18 protein-coding genes are annotated in these 20443 nt (G+C 73.8%); 11 read left to right on the top strand and 7 right to left on the bottom strand.

Features of this window, described 5'->3' with window-relative positions; translation table 11 throughout:
* The first annotated feature begins 116 nt into the window (after positions 1 to 116).
* Positions 117 to 1265, top strand: a complete 1149-nt coding sequence (locus tag CXR44_RS06855) for an alpha/beta hydrolase family protein (RefSeq protein WP_101784012.1) — start codon at positions 117 to 119, stop codon at positions 1263 to 1265.
* Positions 1266 to 1268: 3 nt separating this feature from the next.
* On the opposite strand, the gene CXR44_RS06850 is transcribed toward CXR44_RS06855, so the two are convergent.
* The gene (locus CXR44_RS06850; protein WP_101784011.1) at positions 1269 to 1718 is read right to left on the bottom strand and encodes a DUF6789 family protein; all 450 of its coding nucleotides are present in this window, start codon (positions 1716 to 1718) and stop codon (positions 1269 to 1271) included.
* Between the two features lie 45 nt (positions 1719 to 1763).
* A complete protein-coding gene (locus CXR44_RS06845; RefSeq protein ID WP_101784010.1) occupies positions 1764 to 2777 on the bottom strand; it encodes a LacI family DNA-binding transcriptional regulator in 1014 nt (337 codons plus the stop codon).
* Positions 2778 to 2914: 137 nt separating this feature from the next.
* Here CXR44_RS06845 and CXR44_RS06840 point away from each other — a divergent pair, with 137 nt between their 5' ends.
* Genes CXR44_RS06840 through CXR44_RS06825 form a run of 4 tightly spaced genes read left to right on the top strand, consistent with a single transcriptional unit; the run spans position 2915 to position 7336 of the window.
* Positions 2915 to 4195: an extracellular solute-binding protein gene (locus CXR44_RS06840; RefSeq protein WP_101784009.1), complete on the top strand. Its 1281-nt coding sequence runs from the start codon at positions 2915 to 2917 to the stop codon at positions 4193 to 4195.
* Positions 4192 to 5154, top strand: coding sequence for a carbohydrate ABC transporter permease (locus CXR44_RS06835; RefSeq protein ID WP_101784008.1), 963 nt, complete (start codon positions 4192 to 4194; stop codon positions 5152 to 5154). Before CXR44_RS06840 ends, CXR44_RS06835 begins: the two co-directional genes overlap by 4 nt.
* The gene (locus CXR44_RS06830) at positions 5151 to 5966 is read left to right on the top strand and encodes a carbohydrate ABC transporter permease (RefSeq protein WP_101784007.1); all 816 of its coding nucleotides are present in this window, start codon (positions 5151 to 5153) and stop codon (positions 5964 to 5966) included. The genes CXR44_RS06835 and CXR44_RS06830 overlap by 4 nt, the downstream gene beginning before the upstream one ends.
* Positions 5967 to 5968: 2 nt before the next feature.
* Positions 5969 to 7336: a glycoside hydrolase family 5 protein gene (locus CXR44_RS06825; protein WP_101784006.1), complete on the top strand. Its 1368-nt coding sequence runs from the start codon at positions 5969 to 5971 to the stop codon at positions 7334 to 7336.
* A 20-nt stretch (positions 7337 to 7356) separates the two neighbouring features.
* Here the strand turns inward: CXR44_RS06825 and CXR44_RS06820 are convergent, their stop codons facing one another.
* The 3 genes from CXR44_RS06820 to CXR44_RS06810 all read right to left on the bottom strand — a co-directional run bounded on the left by CXR44_RS06820 (position 7357) and on the right by CXR44_RS06810 (position 12583).
* The gene (locus CXR44_RS06820) at positions 7357 to 8556 is read right to left on the bottom strand and encodes a tetratricopeptide repeat protein (protein ID WP_101784005.1); all 1200 of its coding nucleotides are present in this window, start codon (positions 8554 to 8556) and stop codon (positions 7357 to 7359) included.
* Positions 8550 to 10031, bottom strand: a complete 1482-nt coding sequence (locus tag CXR44_RS40675; protein ID WP_245898898.1) for an ATP-binding protein — start codon at positions 10029 to 10031, stop codon at positions 8550 to 8552. Before CXR44_RS40675 ends, CXR44_RS06820 begins: the two co-directional genes overlap by 7 nt.
* Positions 10032 to 10120: 89 nt before the next feature.
* Positions 10121 to 12583 carry a lantibiotic dehydratase gene (locus CXR44_RS06810; protein ID WP_180903212.1) on the bottom strand — a complete coding sequence of 821 codons (2463 nt, stop codon included), beginning with the start codon at positions 12581 to 12583 and terminating at the stop codon, positions 10121 to 10123.
* Between the two features lie 284 nt (positions 12584 to 12867).
* Between CXR44_RS06810 and efeU the strand changes: the two genes are divergently transcribed.
* The 5 genes from efeU (at position 12868) to CXR44_RS39305 (ending at position 17536) form a co-directional block, all read left to right on the top strand.
* Entirely contained in the window at positions 12868 to 13725 is an 858-nt protein-coding gene (gene efeU / locus CXR44_RS06805) for an iron uptake transporter permease EfeU (protein WP_219601689.1), read from the top strand.
* A 53-nt stretch (positions 13726 to 13778) separates the two neighbouring features.
* The gene (gene efeO / locus CXR44_RS06800; protein WP_101784003.1) at positions 13779 to 14927 is read left to right on the top strand and encodes an iron uptake system protein EfeO; all 1149 of its coding nucleotides are present in this window, start codon (positions 13779 to 13781) and stop codon (positions 14925 to 14927) included.
* Positions 14928 to 14993: 66 nt separating this feature from the next.
* Entirely contained in the window at positions 14994 to 16229 is a 1236-nt protein-coding gene (gene efeB / locus CXR44_RS06795; RefSeq protein ID WP_101784222.1) for an iron uptake transporter deferrochelatase/peroxidase subunit, read from the top strand.
* Between the two features lie 171 nt (positions 16230 to 16400).
* A complete protein-coding gene (locus tag CXR44_RS39310; RefSeq protein WP_180903211.1) occupies positions 16401 to 16724 on the top strand; it encodes a hypothetical protein in 324 nt (107 codons plus the stop codon).
* Positions 16721 to 17536: a hypothetical protein gene (locus CXR44_RS39305; RefSeq protein ID WP_180903210.1), complete on the top strand. Its 816-nt coding sequence runs from the start codon at positions 16721 to 16723 to the stop codon at positions 17534 to 17536. Before CXR44_RS39310 ends, CXR44_RS39305 begins: the two co-directional genes overlap by 4 nt.
* Positions 17537 to 17649: 113 nt before the next feature.
* On the opposite strand, the gene CXR44_RS06785 is transcribed toward CXR44_RS39305, so the two are convergent.
* A complete protein-coding gene (locus CXR44_RS06785; protein WP_101784002.1) occupies positions 17650 to 18180 on the bottom strand; it encodes a CGNR zinc finger domain-containing protein in 531 nt (176 codons plus the stop codon).
* 29 nt (positions 18181 to 18209) lie between these two features.
* Here CXR44_RS06785 and CXR44_RS06780 point away from each other — a divergent pair, with 29 nt between their 5' ends.
* Positions 18210 to 19115, top strand: coding sequence for an arginase family protein (locus CXR44_RS06780; RefSeq protein WP_101784001.1), 906 nt, complete (start codon positions 18210 to 18212; stop codon positions 19113 to 19115).
* A gap of 81 nt (positions 19116 to 19196) precedes the next feature.
* Here the strand turns inward: CXR44_RS06780 and CXR44_RS06775 are convergent, their stop codons facing one another.
* Positions 19197 to 20381, bottom strand: a complete 1185-nt coding sequence (locus CXR44_RS06775; RefSeq protein ID WP_101784000.1) for an ROK family transcriptional regulator — start codon at positions 20379 to 20381, stop codon at positions 19197 to 19199.
* Between the last annotated feature and the right edge of the window lie 62 nt (positions 20382 to 20443).

Here is a 20443-nt window from a genome sequence, read left to right as displayed (position 1 = left end):
CGGATCGCGGTGGGCCGGAAGCGCCGATCGGATCGCCGGCATGCGACGAAAGGAGGGGGTGCCCGTCGACGTCCGGGCCGGGACGGGACCGGATCCGCGCCCCCAGGGTGATGACCATGAAACGACATGTCCTCGTGGCCCTCGGCGTGGCCTGCTCGCTCCTCGCGGCGCCGGCCGCCCACGCCCAGAGCCCCTCGCCCTCCCCCACCGTGCAGCCCTCCACCGGGCCGTCCCCGGACGTCCGTACGGCCCTGCCCGCGCCCACCGGGAGGCAGCCGGTCGGGTTCGGCTCGCTGCATCTGGTGGACTCCGGCCGCCCGGACCCGTGGGTGCCGGGGTTCGGCGACCGGCAGCTCATGGTGTCGGTGTGGTACCCGGCGGCCAGGGCGTCCGGCGAGCCCGCTCCCTACCTGACGGCGGCCGAGTCGGCGGCCGTGCTCGCGCCGTACAAGCAGGTCCCGCCGGACGCGCTGGCGAGAACGCGGACCCACGCGCGGGCGGGCGCCCCGCCGGTCGCGACGAAGCGCAGGCTGCCCCTCGTGCTGGTGTCTCCCGGCCACGCGTTCCCCCGGGCGACCATGACGTCGCTGGCCGAGGATCTCGCCAGCCACGGTTACGTGGTCGCGGCCGTCGAGCACACCCACGAGTCGGTGGCGACGACGCTGCCCGACGGCCGGACCGTCGGCTGCGTGACCTGCCAGAAGAAGATGACCCCGGAGTGGGGCGCCACGATCACCGCCAGCCGCGTGAAGGACATGCGCTTCGTGCTGGACGAGCTGCTCCGGGGGCGCTGGGGCCGGCTGGTCGACCGGTCGCGGATCGCCATGGCCGGGTTCTCGCTGGGCGGCAACGCCGTCTCGCAGGTGATGGCGGCCGACCACCGGGTGCGGGCGGGGGTCAACCTGGACGGCAGCCTCATGCCCAAGACGCCCGCCGAGCCGGTGCGCCGGCCGTACCTGATGCTCGGCACCGAGGTCAACCACACGCCGGCCGGTGACGAGTCGTGGCCGGAGTTCTGGCCGCACGTGCGGGGGTGGAAGCGGTGGCTGACCGTGTCCGGCACGAACCACGCGGCGTTCACCGACTACGCCGTGCTGCAGGAGCAGGTGGGGTTGCCGGCGCAGGAGCTCGACGGCGAGCGTGCGGTGGCCGTCACCAGGACGTACGTGCGGTCGTTCGTCGACCGGCACCTGCTGCGCGAGCGGCGGCCGCTGCTGGACGGCCCGTCGCCGGCGTACCCGGAGGTGAAGTTCTGGCGCGGCTGATCGTCAGCGGCGCCGGTCCCAGCGGTTGAGCGCGCAGGCCAGGGCCGCCCCGTAGACGACGTGGCCGGCGGCCATCACGACGGGGCGGCCCGGCCGGTCACGGTGGATCGGTGGCAGGGTGGCCACCTTCGGCACCCAGCCGGCGTAGCTGACCATCCAGATCGCCAGCCCGTACGCGACTCCCAGCGGCACGCGGCGGCGCCGGGCCAGCGCGCCGAACAGCGCGCCCGAGGCGATCCCGAAGCCGAAGTGGGCGACGGTGCCGAGCACGCCCTCACCCGGCTTGCGCCGGTGCCGGCTTCCCGGCAGCAGTGAGCGGACGATGCGCTTGGGCGGCTGGTCGCCCATGAGGCCGGCGCGCTCACCGGCCAGCATGACCGTGCTCATCGCCGCCGTGGCGAGCGCGCCGCCGGCGGCGCCCCTGGCCGCCCCGCTGATGAGAGTTCGCGTCATGACGCTCCGGCTGCCCCGGGGAGCCGCCGGAAAACGCCCGCGCGGTCAGGCGGGGAGCGGGGCGGTGCTCTCGCGGACGATCAGCTCCGTGGCCAGCTCCACCCGCCGCGTCTCGGGCACCTCGCCGCGGCCCATCCCGAGCACCGTGCGGGTGGCCAGGGCCGCCATCTCCTGCAACGGCTGGCGGACCGTGGTCAGCGGCGGCCAGGCCGACCTGGCCAGCGGCAGGTCGTCGAAGCCGACCACGCTGAGATCCTCGGGGACCCGCAGGCCGCGCTGGCGCGCCGCCTCGAACACGCCGAACGCCTGCAGGTCGCTGCCCGCGAAGATCGCGGTGGGCGGGTCGTCGAGCGACAGCAGCGCGTGGCCGTGGTCGTGCCCCGAGTCGACGAGGAACGTGCCACGCCGGATCAGCTCCGGCTCGACCGGGATGCCGGCCGTCTCCAGGGCCGCCCGGTAGCCGTCGATCCTCGCCTGGCTGCAGAGCATGTCGGCGGGGCCGCTGATCATGGCGATGCGCCGGTGACCCAGCTCGACGAGGTGGCGGGTGGCGGCCAGTCCGCCGTTCCAGTTGGTGGCGCCCACCGACACGACGCCGGGGGCCGGCTCCCCCTCCGGGTCCACCACGACGAACGGCAGGGAACGGGCGGTGAGCTGGCCCTGGACGCCCGCCGACAGCTTGGAGGCGACGATCACCACGCCGTCGGTGCGCCGGGCGGCCAGGCGTTCCATCCAGTCGCGGCCGGGGCCGGCGTGGGTGTGCAGGACGGAGATGACGAGGCTGGCGGCGGCCTCGCGGGCCGCGCTCTCCGCGCCGCGGACGATCTCCATGGCCCACGGCGACTCGATCTCGGCGAACACCAGGTCCACGAGCCCGGCCGGGGTGTCACCCTGGCTGGCGCGCCGCTGGTAGCCGTGCTCGCGCAGCAGCCGCTCGACCCGGTGCCGGGTCTCGAGAGCGACCTCGGGACGGCCGTTGATGACCTTGGAGACCGTGGGGATGGACACCCCGGCCTCCTCGGCTATCAGGGCTATCGTCACCCGCCTCTTCGCTGACATGGCCCGCAGTCTACCGAAACTTTCGGCCCCAACATGCTGCCTTTCCTGCTATTGACGCGTAACACGGCGTTTACCTATGCTCCGGGCAACGAAATTATCGGGGGGTTTTACGAAATTTTCGGCTGAGGAGAGCCCCTATGAAACGGAGTCTCGCGCTGATCGCGACGGCGGCACTCGTCGCGGGGTGCGGTGGCGGCGGCGGGCCCACGGCGTCCGAACCGGGCACGAACGGCTCGCCGGCGAAGGTCACGCTCGAGATGTGGCACCTGTCGACCAGCGACCCCATGAAGACGATCATGGCCAACTGGGCGAAGGAGTTCGAGGCCCGGCATCCCCACGTCACCATCAAGGCCACCGTCCTGGAGAACGAGGCGTACAAGTCCAAGCTCACCACGCTGACTCAGTCCGGCAAGGCCCCGGACATCTTCGCCACCTGGGGCGGCGGCGTGCTCAAGCAGCAGATCGACGCCGAACTGGTCAAGGACCTCTCCGCCGACGTGGCCCCCGTCCTCGGCACGTTCACCAAGGCGTCGCTGTCGGCCTACCAGTTCGACGGCAAGACCTACGGGCTGCCGTACGACATCGGCATGGTGGGCTTCTGGTACAACAAGAAGCTCTTCGAGCAGGCCGGCATCACCCAGCCGCCCGCGACCTGGACCGCGTTCCTCGACGCGGTCGGGAAGCTCAAGGCGGCTGGCACCACGCCGATCGCGCTCGCGGGCAAGGAGAAGTGGCCCGGCCACTACTACTGGACCTACCTCGCCATGCGGATCGCCGGCCTGCCCGCCCTCCAGCAGGCGGCGGTGGACAAGAACTTCGACACCCCCGACTTCGTGACCGCCGGCCGGCAGCTCAAGGCGCTGGTGGACCTGCAGCCGTTCCAGAAGGGCTTCCTCGGCGCCGGCTACTCCACCCCCGACGGCCAGGCGGCGAGCGTCGCCAACGGCAAGGCCGCCATGGAGCTGATGGGCCAGTGGGCCCCGTCGGTGCAGAACGACGCGGGCAAGGGCCTCGGCGAGGACCTCGCCTTCTTCCCCTTCCCGGCGGTCGACGGCGGCAAGGGCACGGTGACCGAGGCGCTCGGCGGAGGCGGCGGGCTGGCCGTCGGCGCGGACGCGCCCGCGGAGGCGGTGGAGTTCCTCAAGTACGTCACCCAGATGGACGTCCACAGCAAGAGCACCGCGGCGGGCGGGACGCTTCCGGTGCTGCAGGGCGAGGAGAGCGCGGTCAAGGACCCCAACCTCAAGGCCGTCTCCGAGTCGCTGTCCGGCGCCACGGGCTTCCAGCTCTACCTCGACCAGGCGTACCCGCCGGCCGTCGGCGCGGAGATCAACGACAGCGTGGCCCAGCTGATCGCCGGCACGAAGACACCCGAGCAGGTCGTCCGGTCGATCACGGAAGTGGCCCAGAGCGAATGACCACGCTGACCCGAGGGCCGGAGGCGCCCGCGCGTCCGGCCCTCCGGCGAGCCGACCCCCGCAGGCGGCGCATCCGGGTGACCGTCGCCCTGTTCGTGCTGCCCGCGCTGGTGCTCTTCCTGCTCCTGGTGGTGGCGCCCATCGTGGTCGCCTTCTACGCCAGCGCGTTCAAGTGGAACGGCTTCGGGGGCCTGCCCACCAACTTCGTCGGCCTGGACAACTTCACCCGGCTGCTCGGCAGCGACCTGTTCCACCAGGATCTGCGCAACCTGGTGCTGCTCGTCGTGTTCTCGCTGGTGGTCCAGCTTCCCTTCTCGCTGGCCGTCGCGATGCTGCTGAACCAGCGCATCCGCGGGCGGGCGGTGTACCGGCTGGTGTTCTTCGCGCCGTACGTGCTCTCCGAGGTCATCACGGGCGTGCTGTTCTCGCTCATCCTGTCGCCGGGGAGCGGCCTGGCCAACCACCTGCTGGGCTTCGTCGGCCTGGAGTCGTCGTGGCTGTCCGCCCCGGACACCGTGATGTACTCGCTGTTCCTGGTCATGACGTGGAAGTACTTCGGCTTCCACATGATGATCTACCTCGCGGGGCGGCAGGGCATCCCGAACGAGCTGATCGAGGCCGCGCAGATCGACGGCGGCACGTCGTGGAAGGTCTTCCGGCACGTCACGCTGCCGCTGCTCGGCCCGACGATCCGGATCAGCGTCTTCCTGTCGGTCATCTACACGATCCAGCTCTTCGACCTGGTGTGGATCCTCACCGAGGGCGGCCCGTCACACGCCTCGGAGACCATGGCCGTGACGATGATGGAGTTCGGCTTCGGCCGCAACCAGGTGGGCTACGCCAGCGCCATCAGCGTGGTGATGTTCGTGCTCAGCTTCATCTTCGCGCTGTTCTACCAGCGGTTCGTGATGCGCCGCGACCTGGAGGGCGCCAGCACCCGGATGGGAGACCACCGTTGAGACGCACCCTTCCGCTGCACGCCATCGCCTGGATCGTCGGCGCGTTCATCCTCGTCCCGGTCCTGTACGCCGTCCTCGGCGGTTTCAAGAGCACCGGCCAGCTGTCCACCAACCCCTTCGGCCTGCCGGACCCCTGGCAGACCGGCAACTACACCGAGGTGCTCGGCGCGGGCTCGTTCTGGCGCCAGCTCTGGAACAGCACGTTCATCGCCGTGACCACGACCGTGATCGTCGTGCTGCTGTCGGCGATGGCGGCGTTCGTCTTCGCCCGGTTCGCCTTCCGCGGCAGGGAGGTGCTGTTCACGGTCTTCACGATGGGGCTGATGTTCCCGTTCGCGGTGGCCATCCTGCCGATCTTCGTGCTGCTGCGCACGCTCGGGCTGCTCGACAACCCGCTCGGCGTGATCCTCACCCAGGCGGCCTTCGGGCTGCCGCTGACCATCATCATTCTGCGGGGCTTCTTCCGCGGCATCCCGGGAGAGGTCGAGGAGGCCGCCATCATCGACGGCTGCAGCCCGTTCGGCTTCTTCTGGCGGATCCTGCTGCCGATGGCCCGCCCGGCGCTGGCCACCGTCTCGGTGCTCGCCATCGTCGGGAGCTGGAACAACTTCATGCTGCCGGTGGTGGTCTTCAGCGACGAGCTGTCCTGGACGCTGCCGCTCGGCGTCCAGCAGTTCCAGGGCCAGTACGCCTCCGACACCGCCCGCATCCTCGCCTACCTCGTCCTCGCCATGCTGCCGGCGCTGGGCTTCTACGCCCTGGCCGAGCGGCACCTCGTCGGGGGCCTCACCGCTGGGGCCACGAAAGGATGACCATGCTGCACGTGTCCGGATCGCAGCTCCGCGCGCCCGACGGCACGCCGGTACGACTGCGCGGAGTCGGCCTGGGGGGCTGGCTCAACATGGAGAACTTCATCACCGGCTACCCCGCCGACGAGAGCTCGATGCGGGCCGCCGTGCGCGACGTGCTCGGCGAGGACCGCGCGGAGCTGTTCTTCGACCGGCTGCTGACCTCCTTCTTCACCGACAGCGACGCCGCCCTGCTCGCCGGGCTGGGCATGAACTGTGTGCGCATCCCGGTCAACTACCGCCACCTGGAGTCCGACGAGCGCCCGTTCGAGATCGTCGAGCGCGGCTTCCGGCACCTCGACCGCGTCATCGGCCTGCTCGGCGCCCACGGGATCTACAGCGTCATCGACCTGCACGCCCTGCCCGGCTCGCAGAACCAGCACTGGCACTCCGACAACCCCACCCACGTGGCCGCGTTCTGGCGGCACCGCCACTTCCAGGACCGGGTCGTGAACCTGTGGGAGGCGATCGCCGACCGCTACCGCGACCATCCCTGGGTGGCCGGCTACAACCCGGTCAACGAGCCGGGCGACCCGTCCGGGAAGGTGGTGGGCCCGTTCTACGACCGGCTGGTCAAGGCGGTGCGCGCCGCCGACCCGCGGCACGTGCTGTTCCTCGACGGCAACACCTACGCCACCGACTTCACGGTCTTCCGCGAGATGTACGAGAACACGGTGTTCGTCTGCCACGACTACGCCCTGGCCGGGTTCGCCCACGGCGGGCCGTACCCCGGCTACACCCGGGGCGAGTGGTGTGACCGGGCCCAACTGGAGGAGGCGTTCGCCAGGCGCTCACGCTTCCAGCGGGAGACGGGCACGCCGCTGTGGGTGGGCGAGTTCGGACCCGTCTACACCGGCGACCCGGCCGTGGACGAGCAGCGCTACCGGATCCTGCGCGACCAGCTGGAGATCTACGACGCCCACGACGCCGGATGGTCGCTGTGGACGTACAAGGACGTCGGCCTGCAGGGGCTGGTGTGCGCGGCGGGGCCGTACCTGGACCGGTTCGGGCCGTTCATCGCCAAGAAGCGGCGGCTCGGCGTGGACCGGTGGGGCTCGACGATGGAGGAGACGGCCGAGGTGCTGGCGCCGCTGCACCGGCTGCTCGCCGAGGAGGCGCCCGGCTGGAAGCCGTACCCGTGGGGCGCCCGCTACCAGACCGACGACCTGGTCAGGCACATCCTGCTCGCGCAGGCGCTGCTGCCGGAGTACGCCGGGCTGTTCCGCGGGCTCGGCGACGACGAGCTGACCGCGCTGGCCGACTCGTTCCTGCTGGAGCGGTGCGTACGCCGCGAGCCGCTGCTCGACCTGCTGGCCGCCAACCTGCGCGGGTAGCGCCGGCGGGCCGGCGCGGCTCAGACCGGATCGGGGGCCGGGGCGAACAGGCGGCGCACCCCGGCCGCGATCCAGATCGTCGCCAGCGCGGCGTAGCAGCTCAGCAGGGCGCCGGACATCTCCCCGAGCGCCGCCGACGCGGTGGCCGCCACGGCCAGCAGGCCCGTCCAGCCGTACAGGATCCTGCGGCCGAGCGGCGAGCCGGTGTGGGCGGCCTCCTGAACGGGGGTGACCAGTGCCATGACGGCCGCCCCCGCCGTGCCGACAGGCTCGCCCGCGACCGCGATGCCGAGCGCGAGCAGCCCCGCGCCCGCCGCCAGGAGGCCGCAGCACAGCGCGGCCACCCGGCTCTCGCCCGCCTCGAACAGCAGCATGGTCGCCCTGGCCCGCGTCAGGCGCAGCGTGGTGACCGCCTCGGCCACCCACGCCGCCCAGTGCAGCAGCGCGATGAGCACGAACACGGCGATGAGCGGCGGCGCGACCGGCAGCAGGAACACCATCCGCCACCCGCCGAAAAACCTGCGGCGCGGGCCCTCCAGCCACCGGTAGAGCGGGTTGCGCTGCTTCAGCGCCGCCACCAGCAGGTCCCTGGCCTGGCCGAAGCCCGGGTCGAGACGGAGCACCTCGCGGAAGGAGCCGGCCGCCTCCCCCGGGCGGCGCAGCGCCAGCGCCGCCCGCCCGCGCACCAGGTGGGCCAGCGCGCTCTCCGGGCTGAGCCGGATGGCCTGCGCCGCCGTGTCCAGGGCGGCGGCGGCCTGGCCGAGCCCGATGAGGGCCAGGGCCAGCAGGCTGACCAGGTCGGAGTCCTCCGGGTCGAGCTCCAGGCCGCGACGGGCCGCGTCGGCGGTCCGGGACCACTCGCCGCGCTGCAGGTGGACGCGGGCGAGCACCTCCCAGATGGGCGCGTACGACATGTTGAGCCGCAGCGCCGTGCGCAGGGCCGCGACGGCCTCGTCGAGCCGGCCGGCCCGGAAGAGCGCCTGGCCGGCCACGTAGTGGCCGAGCCAGAAGTCGGGGACGAGCCGCACCGCCTCGCCCGCCTCCGCCACCGCCTCCTGGCCGCGGCGCTGCTCGGTCAGCGCGACGGAGAGGAAGGCGTGCGCCAGCGCGTTCTGCGGCTCCTGGACGAGCACGCCGCGCAGCTCGCGTTCGGCGTCGGCGGGCCGGCGCAGCTGCAGCAGCGTCCGGGCCCGCTCGATCGGCGCCGCCGCTGTCACCATTTTCCGCCCTTGATCCACGGCATCAGCTCGTCCCACGCGCCGGACTCGTTGGCGTGCAGCACGTAGTTGCGCGCGGTGGCCAGCCACTCCCGCACCGACGTCGGCCGGACCGTCCGCGCCGCCGCCAGCAGGTCGGGCGTGGACATGGGGATCGGCCGCCCGGCGGCGATCGACTGGTGCAGCTTGGCCTCCACCGCGCGGTCCACGACGCCCTTGAGGTCCGCGCCGACGAACTGCTCGGTCACCCGGGCCACCGCGTCGTAGTCCATCTCGGCCAGCGGCTTGTCACGGCACAGGATGCGCAGGATGGCGGCGCGGGCCGCGGCGTCGGGCGGCGGCACGAACACGAGCTGGTCGAAGCGGCCGGGGCGGCGGAAGGCCACGTCGATGTACCAGGGGGCGTTGGTGGCCGCCAGCACCAGGACGCCCTCGTTGGCGTGCTCGTCCACGCCGTCCAGCTCGGCCAGGAACTGGTTGACGAGCTGCCGGGTGTGCGCCTGGCGCATGTCGGAGCGGCGCGCGGCCAGCGCGTCCACCTCGTCGAAGAACAGCACGCACGGCCGGTTGCGCCGGGCCATCTCGAACGTGGCGCGCAGGTTGCGCTCGCTGGAGCCGACGTACATGTCGAGGATGTCGGCCAGGCCCACGTTGACGAACGACGCGCCGAGCTCGCCGGCGGCGGCCCTGGCCAGGTGGGTCTTGCCGGCTCCCGGCGGGCCGTACAGCAGCACGCCGCCGCCGGAGCGCTTGCCGTACGCGGCGAACAGCTCGGGCTGCTGGACCGGCAGGAGCAGCTTGACCCGCAGCGCCTCCTTGACCGCCTCCATGCCGGCCACGTCGGCGAAGGTGACCGGCGGGCGCTCCACCTCGGCGGTGCTCTGGTCGGCTCCCGGCGGTGCGTGGACGGGCTGCGGCGGGGCGTACCCCTGGTGGGGCTGCCCGTGGCCCGGCGGGTGAGGGCTGTACGGGTGGTGCGGTTGCGCGTAGCCCGGCTGGGGAGAGCCGTACGGCTGGTGGGGCTGCCCGTAGGGCTGGGCGTGACCTGGCAGCGGGTGCGCCGGCGGCTGCGCGGGCGGCGGGGCCAGGCGGGCGGCGAGTTCGGGATCGGCGAGCGACGGGTCGCGGGAGACGGCGTCGCGGTAGCGGTACGCCGCTCCGCTGAGGTCGCCCTCGCCGAGCAGCGCCCGCGCGGCGAGCAGGCCCATGCGCGGCGGGTGGCCCGGCTCGGCGAGGAACGGCTCCAGCGCCGTCAGCGCGGCCCCGAAGGAGCTCTGGCGGACGAACGCCTCGGCCAGCCCGGCGCTGATCTCCGGGTCCTTGGGCGCGAGGAGCAGCGCCGCGCGGTACTCGGCCTCGGCCTCGGCGAGGTATCCCTTGGCGAGGAGCTGGTCGGCGAGGTGCCGTCGCAGAGGGAGGTTGTCCGGAGAGAAGCGCGCCGCCTCGCGGAGCGCCTGGAGGCCGGCATCGTCGGGCACGATCCGTCCCTTCTGTCGCAATAGTCCTACAAATCAGGTAAGGCTATCGAAGGGCCGGGGCAGGCCAGGCGATGTCCGGGAAGTCCCCGTCAGGCGTGAGCCGGGTGCGGGACCTCCAGGACGTACTCGGTGACGCGCCGGCCGTGCGAGCCGTAGGCCGGGGAGTCCGTCGGGTCGGGCAGCGCCTCCTTCAGCACCACGTGCCCCTCCCGGCGGGCGGCGGCGCGGGCCAGGGACAGCAGGAGGAAGTGGTTCTCCACGTCCACGTACATCGGCCGGCGCTCGCCGCCCGGCCCGGCGGTGCCGAAGCGGGCGAAGAAGCGCCGCGGGACGCCGTGCCGCCGCAGCCACCGGGCCGTGCGCAGCACGAATCCGGCGTCGCTCTCCCCGTCGGCCGGGATGGGCAGCTCGGCCGCGACCGTCCGCCAGCCGGCGCGGGCGAGCACCACCGAGCCGACCCGCAGCCTCGGCCGGGCCAGCACCACGTCGGCGGAGGTGCCGCCGAGCCCCCACGGCGACGGCATGGCGACGGGCGGCTCGCCGAACACCCGCACCAGGAACGACCAGGCGGGCGGGAGCGCCCGCTCGCCGGTCATGCCGAGGTGGACGGGGAGCACGGGCGCACCGTCGGCGTCGCGGAGCGCCAGGCGCTGGGTGTCCGGATCGTAGGAGACCCGCAGCTCGGTCAGCGCCGGCCCCGGCCGGTCGGTGACGGTGAACGGGTAGTCGACGGGGGTGGCGGCGGCCGGGCGCAGGTTGAGATGGTCGCCGAAGCTGCCCAGGCACTCGGCCACCGGCCACCGCCCGCCCCCTTCGGCCCCGCCCCCGGTTCCGATCCCCGCCTCGCCTCCGGCCCCGATCCCGGCCTCGACCCCCGCCCCGATCGCGGCCCCAGCCACGGTCCCGGCCACGGCCACGGTCCCGGCCACGGTCCCCGCCTCGCCGCCGGTGAGGCCGGCGCGGGCGAGCAGGTAGCGGGTGCGGCCGGTGCCCCGGCCGTAGCCGGTGGTCACGGCGTTCAGCACGAACTCCGGCCCCGGCGTCAGGTGCCCGTAACAGGTGATGGAACCTGCCGGGCGGACGAACGCCGGCCAGGAGGCGGCGAGCTTGTCCACCACGTCGGGGTCGGCGGTGACCACGCCGCGGCCGTCCACCGGCCCGCCGTAGAGGGCGTCCCAGGTCTCGCGCCGCAGCCCGGCGAGCCGGCGCGCCGCCGGGCTGTCCGGCGTGCCGCCCGGACCGGGGCCGCGGTGGAGCGGCGTCCGCGGCTCCGGCGAGGGGACGGGCGCGTCGCGGTAGAAGCGCAGGAACGGCACGGACGCGCCGGCCCCGTACCGTTCGAGGAAGTGCTCCGCGGCGGCCAGCTTGCCCAGCAGGTCGGGGTCGAACACGGCCACCAGGCGGCGCACGGTGTCGAGGTCGCGCAGCACCGGGCGCCACGCCGCGCCCCCGCAGACGACGGGCGGCTCCGGCGACACCGCGGTCTCCAGACGCACGCTCGCGTCCGCCAACCGCGCCCTGCCGCCCACACCCACCGGGTCGCCCGGCCGCGCCCTGCCGCCCACACCCGCCGGGCCGCCGAGGCCCGGCCTCGCACCCACGCCCGCCGGGCCGCCCGCGCCCGGCAGCGCGCCGCTCGTCCTGTCCCCCAGGCCCGCCTTGTCGCCGAGGCGGGCCAGCAGCCAGCCCGCCACGTGCCGGATGCGTTCACCGTACGTGGCCTGGACGGCCTCGCGCAGCGCGGTGGGCAGCCACGGCCGGTCGGGCGAGTCGCCCGGCAGCACCTCCTCGACCCAGGCGGCCAGATCGGCCAGCGGATCCAGCGACTGGTCCGCGAACGGCCGGCGCCGCTCCAGCACGCCGATCTCCAGCAGCCGCTCCACCAGGCCGGGGACGGCGACGGCCTGTTCGAGCGCGCCGACGGTCGGAGCGGTCGTACCGCGCAGCCAGGCGAACACCCCCGCCAGCGTGGGCTCGGCGGGCAGCCGGGTGAGCGGCTCCCGCTCCCCCGCCCCGAGGAACCACAGCCACCCGTCCTCCTGCCACAGGCTCGGGTTGACGCGGACCTCGACCGCCTCGCGCAGCCCGGGCCGTCTGGACAGCGCCTCCCAGACCCGCCACACGGTGCCCAGCTCGATCTCGGCCACCGTCTTCCAGCGCAGCCGCCCGGCGGGCGCCTCCGCCGGGCCGTCGTCGCTCCAGCGGCCCAGACCGCTGATCACGAACGCGGCGTGCGGGCTGGTGGTGGCGGCGGCGCGGGCCACCTGCCTGGCCAGGCGGGCGAGCGCCGGCAGTTTGGGCACCGCGTCGGGGGCGGCGAGCCAGCTCTCCAGCCGCGCCGAGAGCGCCGGGCCGCAGCAGGCCAGCCCGCGCAGGAAGGCGTCGTCGCCGGCCAGCCGGCGCAGCGTCTCGATCTTGCCGGCCAGCTCGGCGGCCAGCAGGTCGGCCAGGCCGTCCTCCGGCTCGGCCTCCTGTTCGAGGAGCTCGTCCACCAGCTCCCAGGTGCGCGAGAAGCGCAGCTCCTCCAGCCCGCCGGCGGGCAGTCCCGCCACTCGGACGCCGAATGTCCCATCCCGCCGACAGTCCATCGCGCTCCCCCTGTACGGAACTCCTGGCGACACCTTCCTTCGCCTCACCCTCCTCAGGGAACGCCGGACACCACACCTTTACCTGTTATGCGCGGTGAAATAGGCCGCCATAGACGTGCGCCCGGCAGGTCCCGCGCCACGGGTGTGGTGATGTGACCTGCTGTGAGATCCATCTCCATGCTTGCGCGGACCCTCTCCCAGGGCCTTAATTAGGCGAGCCTTACCTAATTCCGCTTACCGCATCCGGAGTGGCCGTGTTCGCCAGCTACCTCATCGGCCTGCGCGAGGGCCTGGAGGCGACCCTCGTCGTCTCGGTCCTCATCGCGTTCCTCGTCAAGAGCGAGCGGCGCGACCGGCTGCCGCACGTGTGGGGCGGTGTCGCCGCCGCCGCCGCGCTGTCCGTCGGTTTCGGCGCGCTGCTCACCTTCACCGCCGCGCGGCTGGACTACACCGGCCAGGAGCTGTTCGAGGCGGTCGTCTCGCTGCTGGCGGTGGCGTTCGTGACCTGGATGATCTTCTGGATGCGCGGCGCCGCCCGGTCGCTCTCCGGCGAACTGCGCGGCAGACTCGGCGACGCGCTGCGGATGGGAGCGTTCGCGGTCGTCGGGATGGCCTTCCTCGCCGTGGTCCGCGAGGGCCTGGAGACGGCGCTGCTGTTCTTCGCCTCCGTGCAGGGGGCGGCCTCCTCGCCCGCGCCGCTGGCCGGCATCGTGCTCGGCCTGCTCACCTCCGTCGCCATCGGCTGGGGCCTGTACCGCAGCGCCCTGCGGATCAACCTGACCACGTTCTTCACCTGGACCGGCCTGCTGCTGATCCTGGTGGCCGCCGGCATCTTCAAGTACGGCGTGCACGACCTGCAGGAGGCGGGCGCCCTGCCCGGACTGAACACGCACGCCTTCGACGTCAGCGCGGTCCTGCCGGCCGACTCCTGGTACGGGGCGCTACTCGCCGGGACGATCAACTTCACACCGCAGCCGAGCGTGCTGGAGATCACCGCCTGGCTGCTTTACCTCGGGCCCACCCTGCTCCTCTTCCTCCGGCCGTGGCGCCGGAAGGCCGAGCCCGCGCCCACCCCCGCCGGGTCCGCGGCCGGCCCCGCCGCGTGACCACTCCCTCCACCCGCCATCGGCGCCGCATCCGCGCCACGAACAGGAGCATCATGTCCCGTCCCGCCTCTCGCGGCCCCGGCCTGGCGATCGCCGCCCTCGCCCTGACCGGCCTGGCCGCCTGCGGATCAGGAGAGCCGGCCGCCGTCGGCGCGTCCGCCCCGGCCGAGCCAGGCAAGATCACCGTGGCCGCGTCCGACACGGAGTGCAGGCCGGCCGTCACCGAGGTGCCCGCCGGCACCACCACGTTCGCCATCACGAACGGCGGCAGCAAGGTCACCGAGTTCTACGTGTACGCCCCCGGCGACCGGGTCATGGCGGAGGTGGAGAACATCGTCCCCGGCCTGACCCGCGACCTCATCGCCGAGCTGCCCGCGGGCACGTACGAGACGGCCTGCAAGCCCGGCATGGTGGGCAAGGGCATTCGCAACCCGCTGAAGGTGACCGGCGAGCACAAGCCCCTCACCGCGGACGCCAAGCTGGCGCGGGCCACGGCCGACTACAAGCGGTACGTCAAATCGCAGACCGGCACGCTGCTGGTCAAGACGGAGGAGTTCGTCGACGCGGTGAAGGCAGGCGACATCGAGCAGGCCAAGGCGCTCTACCCGGTGTCGCGCACGTACTGGGAGCGCATCGAGCCGGTGGCGGAGATCTTCGGCGACCTCGACCCGGCCATCGACGCGCGCGAGGCCGACCTCGCCGAGGGCGAGGAGTGGACCGGGTTCCACCGGATCGAGAAGGACCTGTGGATCACCAAGGACGTCCGCGGGGACGGCCCGATCGCCGACAAGCTGCTCGCCGACGTCAAGACCATCGTGGCCAAGGCGAACGCCACCGAGCTCACCCCCCTGAACCTGGCCAACGGCGCCAAGGAACTGCTCGACGAGGTCGCCACCGGCAAGATCACCGGCGAGGAGGACATCTGGTCGCACACCGACCTGTGGGACTTCGACGCCAACCTGGAGGGGTCGAAGGCGGCCGTGCAGGCGCTGCGTCCGGTGCTGGAGGAGCGCGCTCCCGACCTGGTGAAGACCCTGGACGAGAGGTTCGCCGCGGCCGAGGCGGCGCTGGCCGCGCACCAGAGGGGCGACGGCTGGAGGCCGCACGACGAGCTGTCCAAGGCCGAGCTGAAGAAGCTCTCCGACGCGATCAACGCGCTGGGGGAGCCGATCAGCGGGATCGCCCCGATCGTGGCGAAGTAGAGGAGGGAACAGGTGGGGAACGGGAACCGGCCGCCGGCCGGCACACGCGGCCCGTCCGAAGGACGCATGAGCCGCCGGAAGCTGTTCGGGTTCGGCGCGGCCGGGGTGGCCGCGGCGGGCGCCGGGGCGCTGGCCACGCGCTCGCTCGTCGAGGAGCCGCCCGCCGCCCTGGCGGTGGACCACGTCTCCACGCCCGTCCCCTTCTACGGCGAGCACCAGGCGGGCATCGTCACGCCGGCCCAGGACCGGCTGCACTTCGTCGCCTTCGACGTGGTCACCGACAAGCGCGCGGAGCTGGTGGAGCTGCTGCGGGAGTGGACGGCCGCCGCGGCGAGGCTCACCCAGGGCAGGGAGGCGGGCGCGTCCGGCGCGGCCGGCGGCCCGCCGGAGGCCGCGCCGGACGACACCGGCGAGGCGCTCGACCTGCCCGCCTCGGCCCTGACACTGACGGTGGGGTTCGGGCCGTCGCTCTTCGACGACCGGTTCGGGCTGGCCGACCGGCGGCCGGCGGCCCTGGCGGACCTGCCGAAGTTCCCCGGCGAGCACCTGGTGCCGGAGATCTCGGGCGGGGACATCTGCGTGCAGGCGTGCGCGCACGACCCGCAGGTGGCGGTGCACGCCGTGCGGAACCTGGCCAGGATCGGCTTCGGCAGGGTGTCGGTGCGCTGGTCGCAGCTGGGCTTCGGGCGCACGTCGTCCACCTCGCGCGCGCAGGCCACCCCGCGCAACCTGATGGGCTTCAAGGACGGCACGAACAACCTCAAGCTGGAGGACGACCGGCTGCTCCGCGAGCACCTGTGGGCACGGGGCGGCGACTGGATGGCCGGCGGCACGTACCTGGTGACCAGGAAGATCCGCATGACGATCGAGACCTGGGACCGCACGTCACTGGCCGAGCAGGAGGCCATCTTCGGCCGCGACAAGCGCGCCGGTGCGCCGCTGGGCCGGAAGGCGGAGTTCGACCCGCCCGACTTCGCCGCCAAGGGACCGGACGGGAAGCCGTACATCGCGCCGGACGCCCACATCCGCCTGGCCCACCCGTCCAGCAACGGCGACGCCCACCTGCTGCGCCGCGGCTACAACTACGTGGACGGCTCCGACGGGCTCGGGCGGCTGGACGCCGGGCTGTTCTTCATGGCCTACCAGCGCGATCCCCGCACCCAGTTCGTGCCGGTCCAGATGGCGCTGGCGAAGCGGGATCCGCTGAACGAGTACATCAAGCACGTCTCCAGCGGCCTGTTCGCCTGCCCGCCCGGGGTGCGCGACGCGGGCGATCACTGGGGCCGCGCCCTGTTCGCCTGAGCCGCCGCTCCCCCGGCGATCCGGGCCCGCGCCGTCACGTCCGCCCCTCGGCCGTGGCGGCGGGCCGTTCACCTGACAGAGCACCTGACAGTTGGGCCGGCGAACGTCGCATTGCGTATTCGTTCCACTACCATGGGCAACTCTTGTGTCGTCCATCGCCCAGGAGCCGCCATGCCCGACGAGCCCTCTACGGGCGAGCTCGCACGACGTCTCATGGACCTGCAGCACGCCGCCCAACGGCTGATGTCCCAGGAGGTGTTCGTCGCCGAACAGCGGGCCGTGGAGCGGCGGTTCATCACGCTCGAACGGGATGTGCAGCTGCTCACCGACCGGTTGGACAGCGAGATCAAGGAGCTCGGCGCCCGCCTCGACACCCGTGATCGCGACCGGGGCGCCAACTGGCGGCAGAGCGTCTTCGCGGGCATCATCCCGGCGGCTCTCCTGCTGGTGTCCATCCTGGTCCAGATCTGGCTCGCCACGAACGGAGCCTCATGATGGCCGGATCCCGACTGCGCCTCACCCGGCGCGACATCCTCCCCGTCGTGGCCGTCGTGGTCCTCGCCGTGCTCGCCGTCTGGGTGTCGGCGGCCATCCGCGACCTGGTGGACGAGCTCCAGGCGGCGCAGCGCGACCGGGAGGTGCTGGTCCAGCAGGTACGCCAGCTGGGCGGCGTCCCCCAGGTGGGTCCGCGCGGCGAACGCGGCGATCCCGGGCTGCGCGGCATCCCCGGCCCGTCCGGCGCCCCGGGCTCCCCCGGCCCCCCGGGCTCGCCCGGTCCCTCCGGTTCGCCGGGTCCGTCAGGCTCCCCTGGCCCTGCCGGGTCACCGGGGCCGTCGGGCGCCCCGGGGTCGCCGGGCCCTTCGGGCGCCCCCGGGTCACCGGGCCCGTCCGGTCCTCCCGGCCCGCCGGGACCTCCCGGAACGGCCGGGCCGCCGCTGTTCTGCGTGCCGTCCGGCCGGGGCCCCGTCTGGCGCTGCACCCCGACACCTCCCACCGCGGTCCCGACCGCGACCCCCACCGCGGCCCCGACCGGCGCTCCCACCACCGCCCCGACCGGGGCACCCGCCGCGACCCGCACCGCCGCGCCCGTGCTGACGCCCACGGCCGTCCCCACCACCGACCCCACGTCCGCTCGTCGCACCGGCTCCGGCCCGGCGGCCACCGCTCCGCCGCGCACCCGTACCCCCGCGCCCACGGTCACGGTCACGGTCGTCCGCACGCCCGTACCCGGCCCCACCCCCGCCGCGGTCGTGACCCGCCACTGCGGACTCAGCCTCGGCCTCCTGGAGAGCTGCGTTCTCGGCTGATCCGTCCTCGGCTGCCCCCGGGTCCCCGTCCTCGGGTGACCCGGCGGCTGACCTCGTCCTCCCACTCTCCGCTCCGGGCTGACACGCGGGCGCCGCTCCCTTCGCGGCGCCCGTCAGGCCCGGTGGCGGGCGCGGGAGGCGGCGGCGTGCGCGCGGTTGGCGCAGCGGGTCGAGCAGAACAGCCGCCGCCCCGGCCTGCTGCGGTCGACGAAGGCGTCCCGGCACGGTCCGGCGGCGCACAGCCGCAGCCGTTCCCAGTCGCCCGCGCCGGCGATGTCCAGCAGTTCGCGGACGGCCCGCACCGCCAGCCGGCCGGCCGGCGGCGCGTTCTCGGCGGCGGCGAGCCGCAGCTCGGGCAGGCCCCCCACCGTCACGACGGCCGCCCGTGCCGGCAGCTCCGCCGCCCACTCGGCGAGGGCCCGTGCCCGTTCGGGGGGTTCGGCGGCGAGCACCGCCCGCAGCCGCGACCGGACGGCCCGGACGGCGACGAGGTCGTCGTCCGCCACGGCCCCGGCCTCCCCCAGCTCGTCGCAGAAGCGCCGGAGCGCCGCCACGTCCGGCAGGCGTTCGGGCTCGTCGAGGTACTCGTCCCAGGTGTTGGCCAGGTCCAGCGCCACGAGACCGAACTGCGCGAAGCGCCCCATGCTCTCCCCCTCCTGCTATCGTCAGGACTATGAACACTATAACCACTGACGCAAAGCTTGCCGTCCTCGACCCCCCGTCGAACCTGGGGCTGCGGCCGCCCGCTCCCGGCACCGTGCCCGGCTGCTACAAGGCGCCCTGGGCGCTGCGTGACGCCGAGCTGCTCGACCGGATCGGCGCCGAGGACGCGGGCGCGGTGGTGCCGCCGCGCTACGTGGCCACCTGGGAGCCGGGCGACGGGGTCCGCAACGGCCAGGCCATCGCCGCGTACACCCGCAAGCTGGCCACGCGGATCACCGCGCTGCGCGACTCCGGCCGCTTCCCGGTCGTGCTGGGCGGCGACTGCTCGATCCTGCTGGGCGCGGCCGTGGCCCTGCGCGAGGCCGGGCGCTACGGCCTGGCCTACCTCGACGCCCACTCCGACTTCCGCCACCTGGGCAACTCGCCGCACGTCGGCTCGGCGGCCGGCGAGGACCTCGCGCTGGCCACGGGGCGCGGTGACGACTACCTGACCGACATCGGCGGCCTGCGCCCGTACGTGCGCGAGGAGGACGTCATCGTGCTCGGCCTCCGCGACGAGGAGGACCTCGGCGACTTCACCGGCACGGGCATCACGTCCGTGCGCGCCGAGGAGATCGGCGACGAGGCGGTGGACGACGTGGTGGACGCGGCCCGGAAGGTGCTGGTGCGCGAGGAGCTGGACGGGTTCTGGATCCACGTCGACGCGGACGTGCTCGACCCGTCGGTGCTGCGGGCGGTCGACTCGCCCACGCCGGGCGGGCTCGACGCCGACCGGCTGGTACGGCTGCTGCGCGGCCTGTTGCGGTTGCCGGGGGCCGCCGGCCTGCAGATCACCATCTTCGATCCGGACCTCGACGAGGACGGCTCACAGGCGGCCACGCTCGTGGACGTCCTGGCCGCCGCCCTGACCCCCTGAGCGGGCACGCGCCTCCGACAGGCGCCCAGGACGGCCGCCCGCCGAGCGGGCGCGTCCAGCAGGCGCCCAGGGCGGGGGCGCTCAGAGGCCGAGGACGCCGGCCGGGTCGGCGATGACCCGCTGGATGACGAGGCCGGCCGCGCCCAGGACGGCGGCGTCCGCGCCGGACTCCGAGGCCACCAGGCGGGGCGGCGTCCGCCGCATCTGCCGCAGCCGCGCCGACAGCACGTCGCCGACCGGCCGTTCGAGCCAGGGGAACAGCAGCCCGAACGAGCCGCCCAGCACGATCATGCCCGGGTCGAGAAGGTGGACGGCCGAGGTGAGGGCGGTGCCGAGCGCCCGCCCGGCTTCCTCGCAGGCCGCCCGCGCCGCGGGGTCGCCCGCCTCCAGCAGCCCGGCCAGCCCTTCGAGGGAGGCCGCCTGGGCCGGCATCCCGGCCGCCGCGCCGGGCAGCGCCGCGACCCGGCCGCTCAGCGGCGCGACCGCGCCGAGCAGCGCGTCCTGCCCCGCGTACACCTCCAGGCAGCCGCGCCCGCCGCACCGGCACCCGGGCCCGTCGGGCATGACCACGACGTGCCCGAGCTCGCCCGCCTGTCCGTTCGTGCCGCGGAACAGCGCGCCGTCCACGACCAGGCCGGCGCCGATGCCGATCTCCCCCGAGACGTAGAGGAAGTCGGTCGCCCCCGATCCGAACCACAGCTCGCCGAGCGCCGCCAGGTTGGCCTCGTTGTCCACCTCGAACGGCAGGTCGAGCAGGTCCACCAGGCCCGTGACCCGCACGTCGCGCCAGCCGAGGTGCGGGGCGTTGCGCAGCAGCCCGCCCTCGACCGGTCCGGGCACGGCCAGCGCCGCGCCGGTGACGCGCAGCCCCAGCGCCTCGGCCTCCGCCACGGCCCGGTGGGCCAGGTCGCGCAGCTCGCGCAGGATCGTCGGAGGGCGGGAGTTGCGGTTGTCGGCCGGCCGGGTGCGGCGTACCCGTACGGCCCGGGTGAGGTCCACGACGCAGGCGGCCAGGTAGTCGACGTTGATCTCCAGCCCGAGCGTGGCCACGCGGTGCCCGCTGAGCGCCACCGCGACGCCGGGCCTGCCGCGCTCGCCGTCGCGCACCACGCCCGTCTCGACGACGGCGCCCGCCTCCAGCAGGTCGGACACCAGCTTGGACACGGTCGTCTTGGTCAGCCCGGTCAGGTCCGCCAGCGCCGCCCGGGTGAGCGGTCCGGACCTGCGGATCTCCCCGAGCACGACGGCGAGGTTACGGGCACGCATGGAATCGTGCCGCACACCTCTTGACGTGTTCACACCCGCCTCCGAGGATTATGTACAGATTG

The organism is Nonomuraea indica, assembly GCF_002850745.1.
Classification (GTDB): domain Bacteria; phylum Actinomycetota; class Actinomycetes; order Streptosporangiales; family Streptosporangiaceae; genus Nonomuraea; species Nonomuraea indica.
Note: the sequence above shows the minus strand (reverse complement) of the source record. Positions and strands in the feature narration are given on the sequence as shown.

Coding starts and splice junctions, on each gene's coding strand:
- CXR44_RS06855 (WP_101784012.1), top strand. CDS start 117: ATGAAACGACATGTCCTCGTGGCCCTCGGCGTGGCCTGCTCGCTCCTC.
- CXR44_RS06850 (WP_101784011.1), bottom strand. CDS start 1,718: ATGACGCGAACTCTCATCAGCGGGGCGGCCAGGGGCGCCGCCGGCGGC.
- CXR44_RS06845 (WP_101784010.1), bottom strand. CDS start 2,777: ATGTCAGCGAAGAGGCGGGTGACGATAGCCCTGATAGCCGAGGAGGCC.
- CXR44_RS06840 (WP_101784009.1), top strand. CDS start 2,915: ATGAAACGGAGTCTCGCGCTGATCGCGACGGCGGCACTCGTCGCGGGG.
- CXR44_RS06835 (WP_101784008.1), top strand. CDS start 4,192: ATGACCACGCTGACCCGAGGGCCGGAGGCGCCCGCGCGTCCGGCCCTC.
- CXR44_RS06825 (WP_101784006.1), top strand. CDS start 5,969: ATGCTGCACGTGTCCGGATCGCAGCTCCGCGCGCCCGACGGCACGCCG.
- CXR44_RS06820 (WP_101784005.1), bottom strand. CDS start 8,556: ATGGTGACAGCGGCGGCGCCGATCGAGCGGGCCCGGACGCTGCTGCAG.
- efeO (WP_101784003.1), top strand. CDS start 13,779: ATGTCCCGTCCCGCCTCTCGCGGCCCCGGCCTGGCGATCGCCGCCCTC.
- efeB (WP_101784222.1), top strand. CDS start 14,994: ATGAGCCGCCGGAAGCTGTTCGGGTTCGGCGCGGCCGGGGTGGCCGCG.
- CXR44_RS39310 (WP_180903211.1), top strand. CDS start 16,401: ATGCCCGACGAGCCCTCTACGGGCGAGCTCGCACGACGTCTCATGGAC.
- CXR44_RS39305 (WP_180903210.1), top strand. CDS start 16,721: ATGATGGCCGGATCCCGACTGCGCCTCACCCGGCGCGACATCCTCCCC.
- CXR44_RS06785 (WP_101784002.1), bottom strand. CDS start 18,180: ATGGGGCGCTTCGCGCAGTTCGGTCTCGTGGCGCTGGACCTGGCCAAC.
- CXR44_RS06780 (WP_101784001.1), top strand. CDS start 18,210: ATGAACACTATAACCACTGACGCAAAGCTTGCCGTCCTCGACCCCCCG.
- CXR44_RS06775 (WP_101784000.1), bottom strand. CDS start 20,381: ATGCGTGCCCGTAACCTCGCCGTCGTGCTCGGGGAGATCCGCAGGTCC.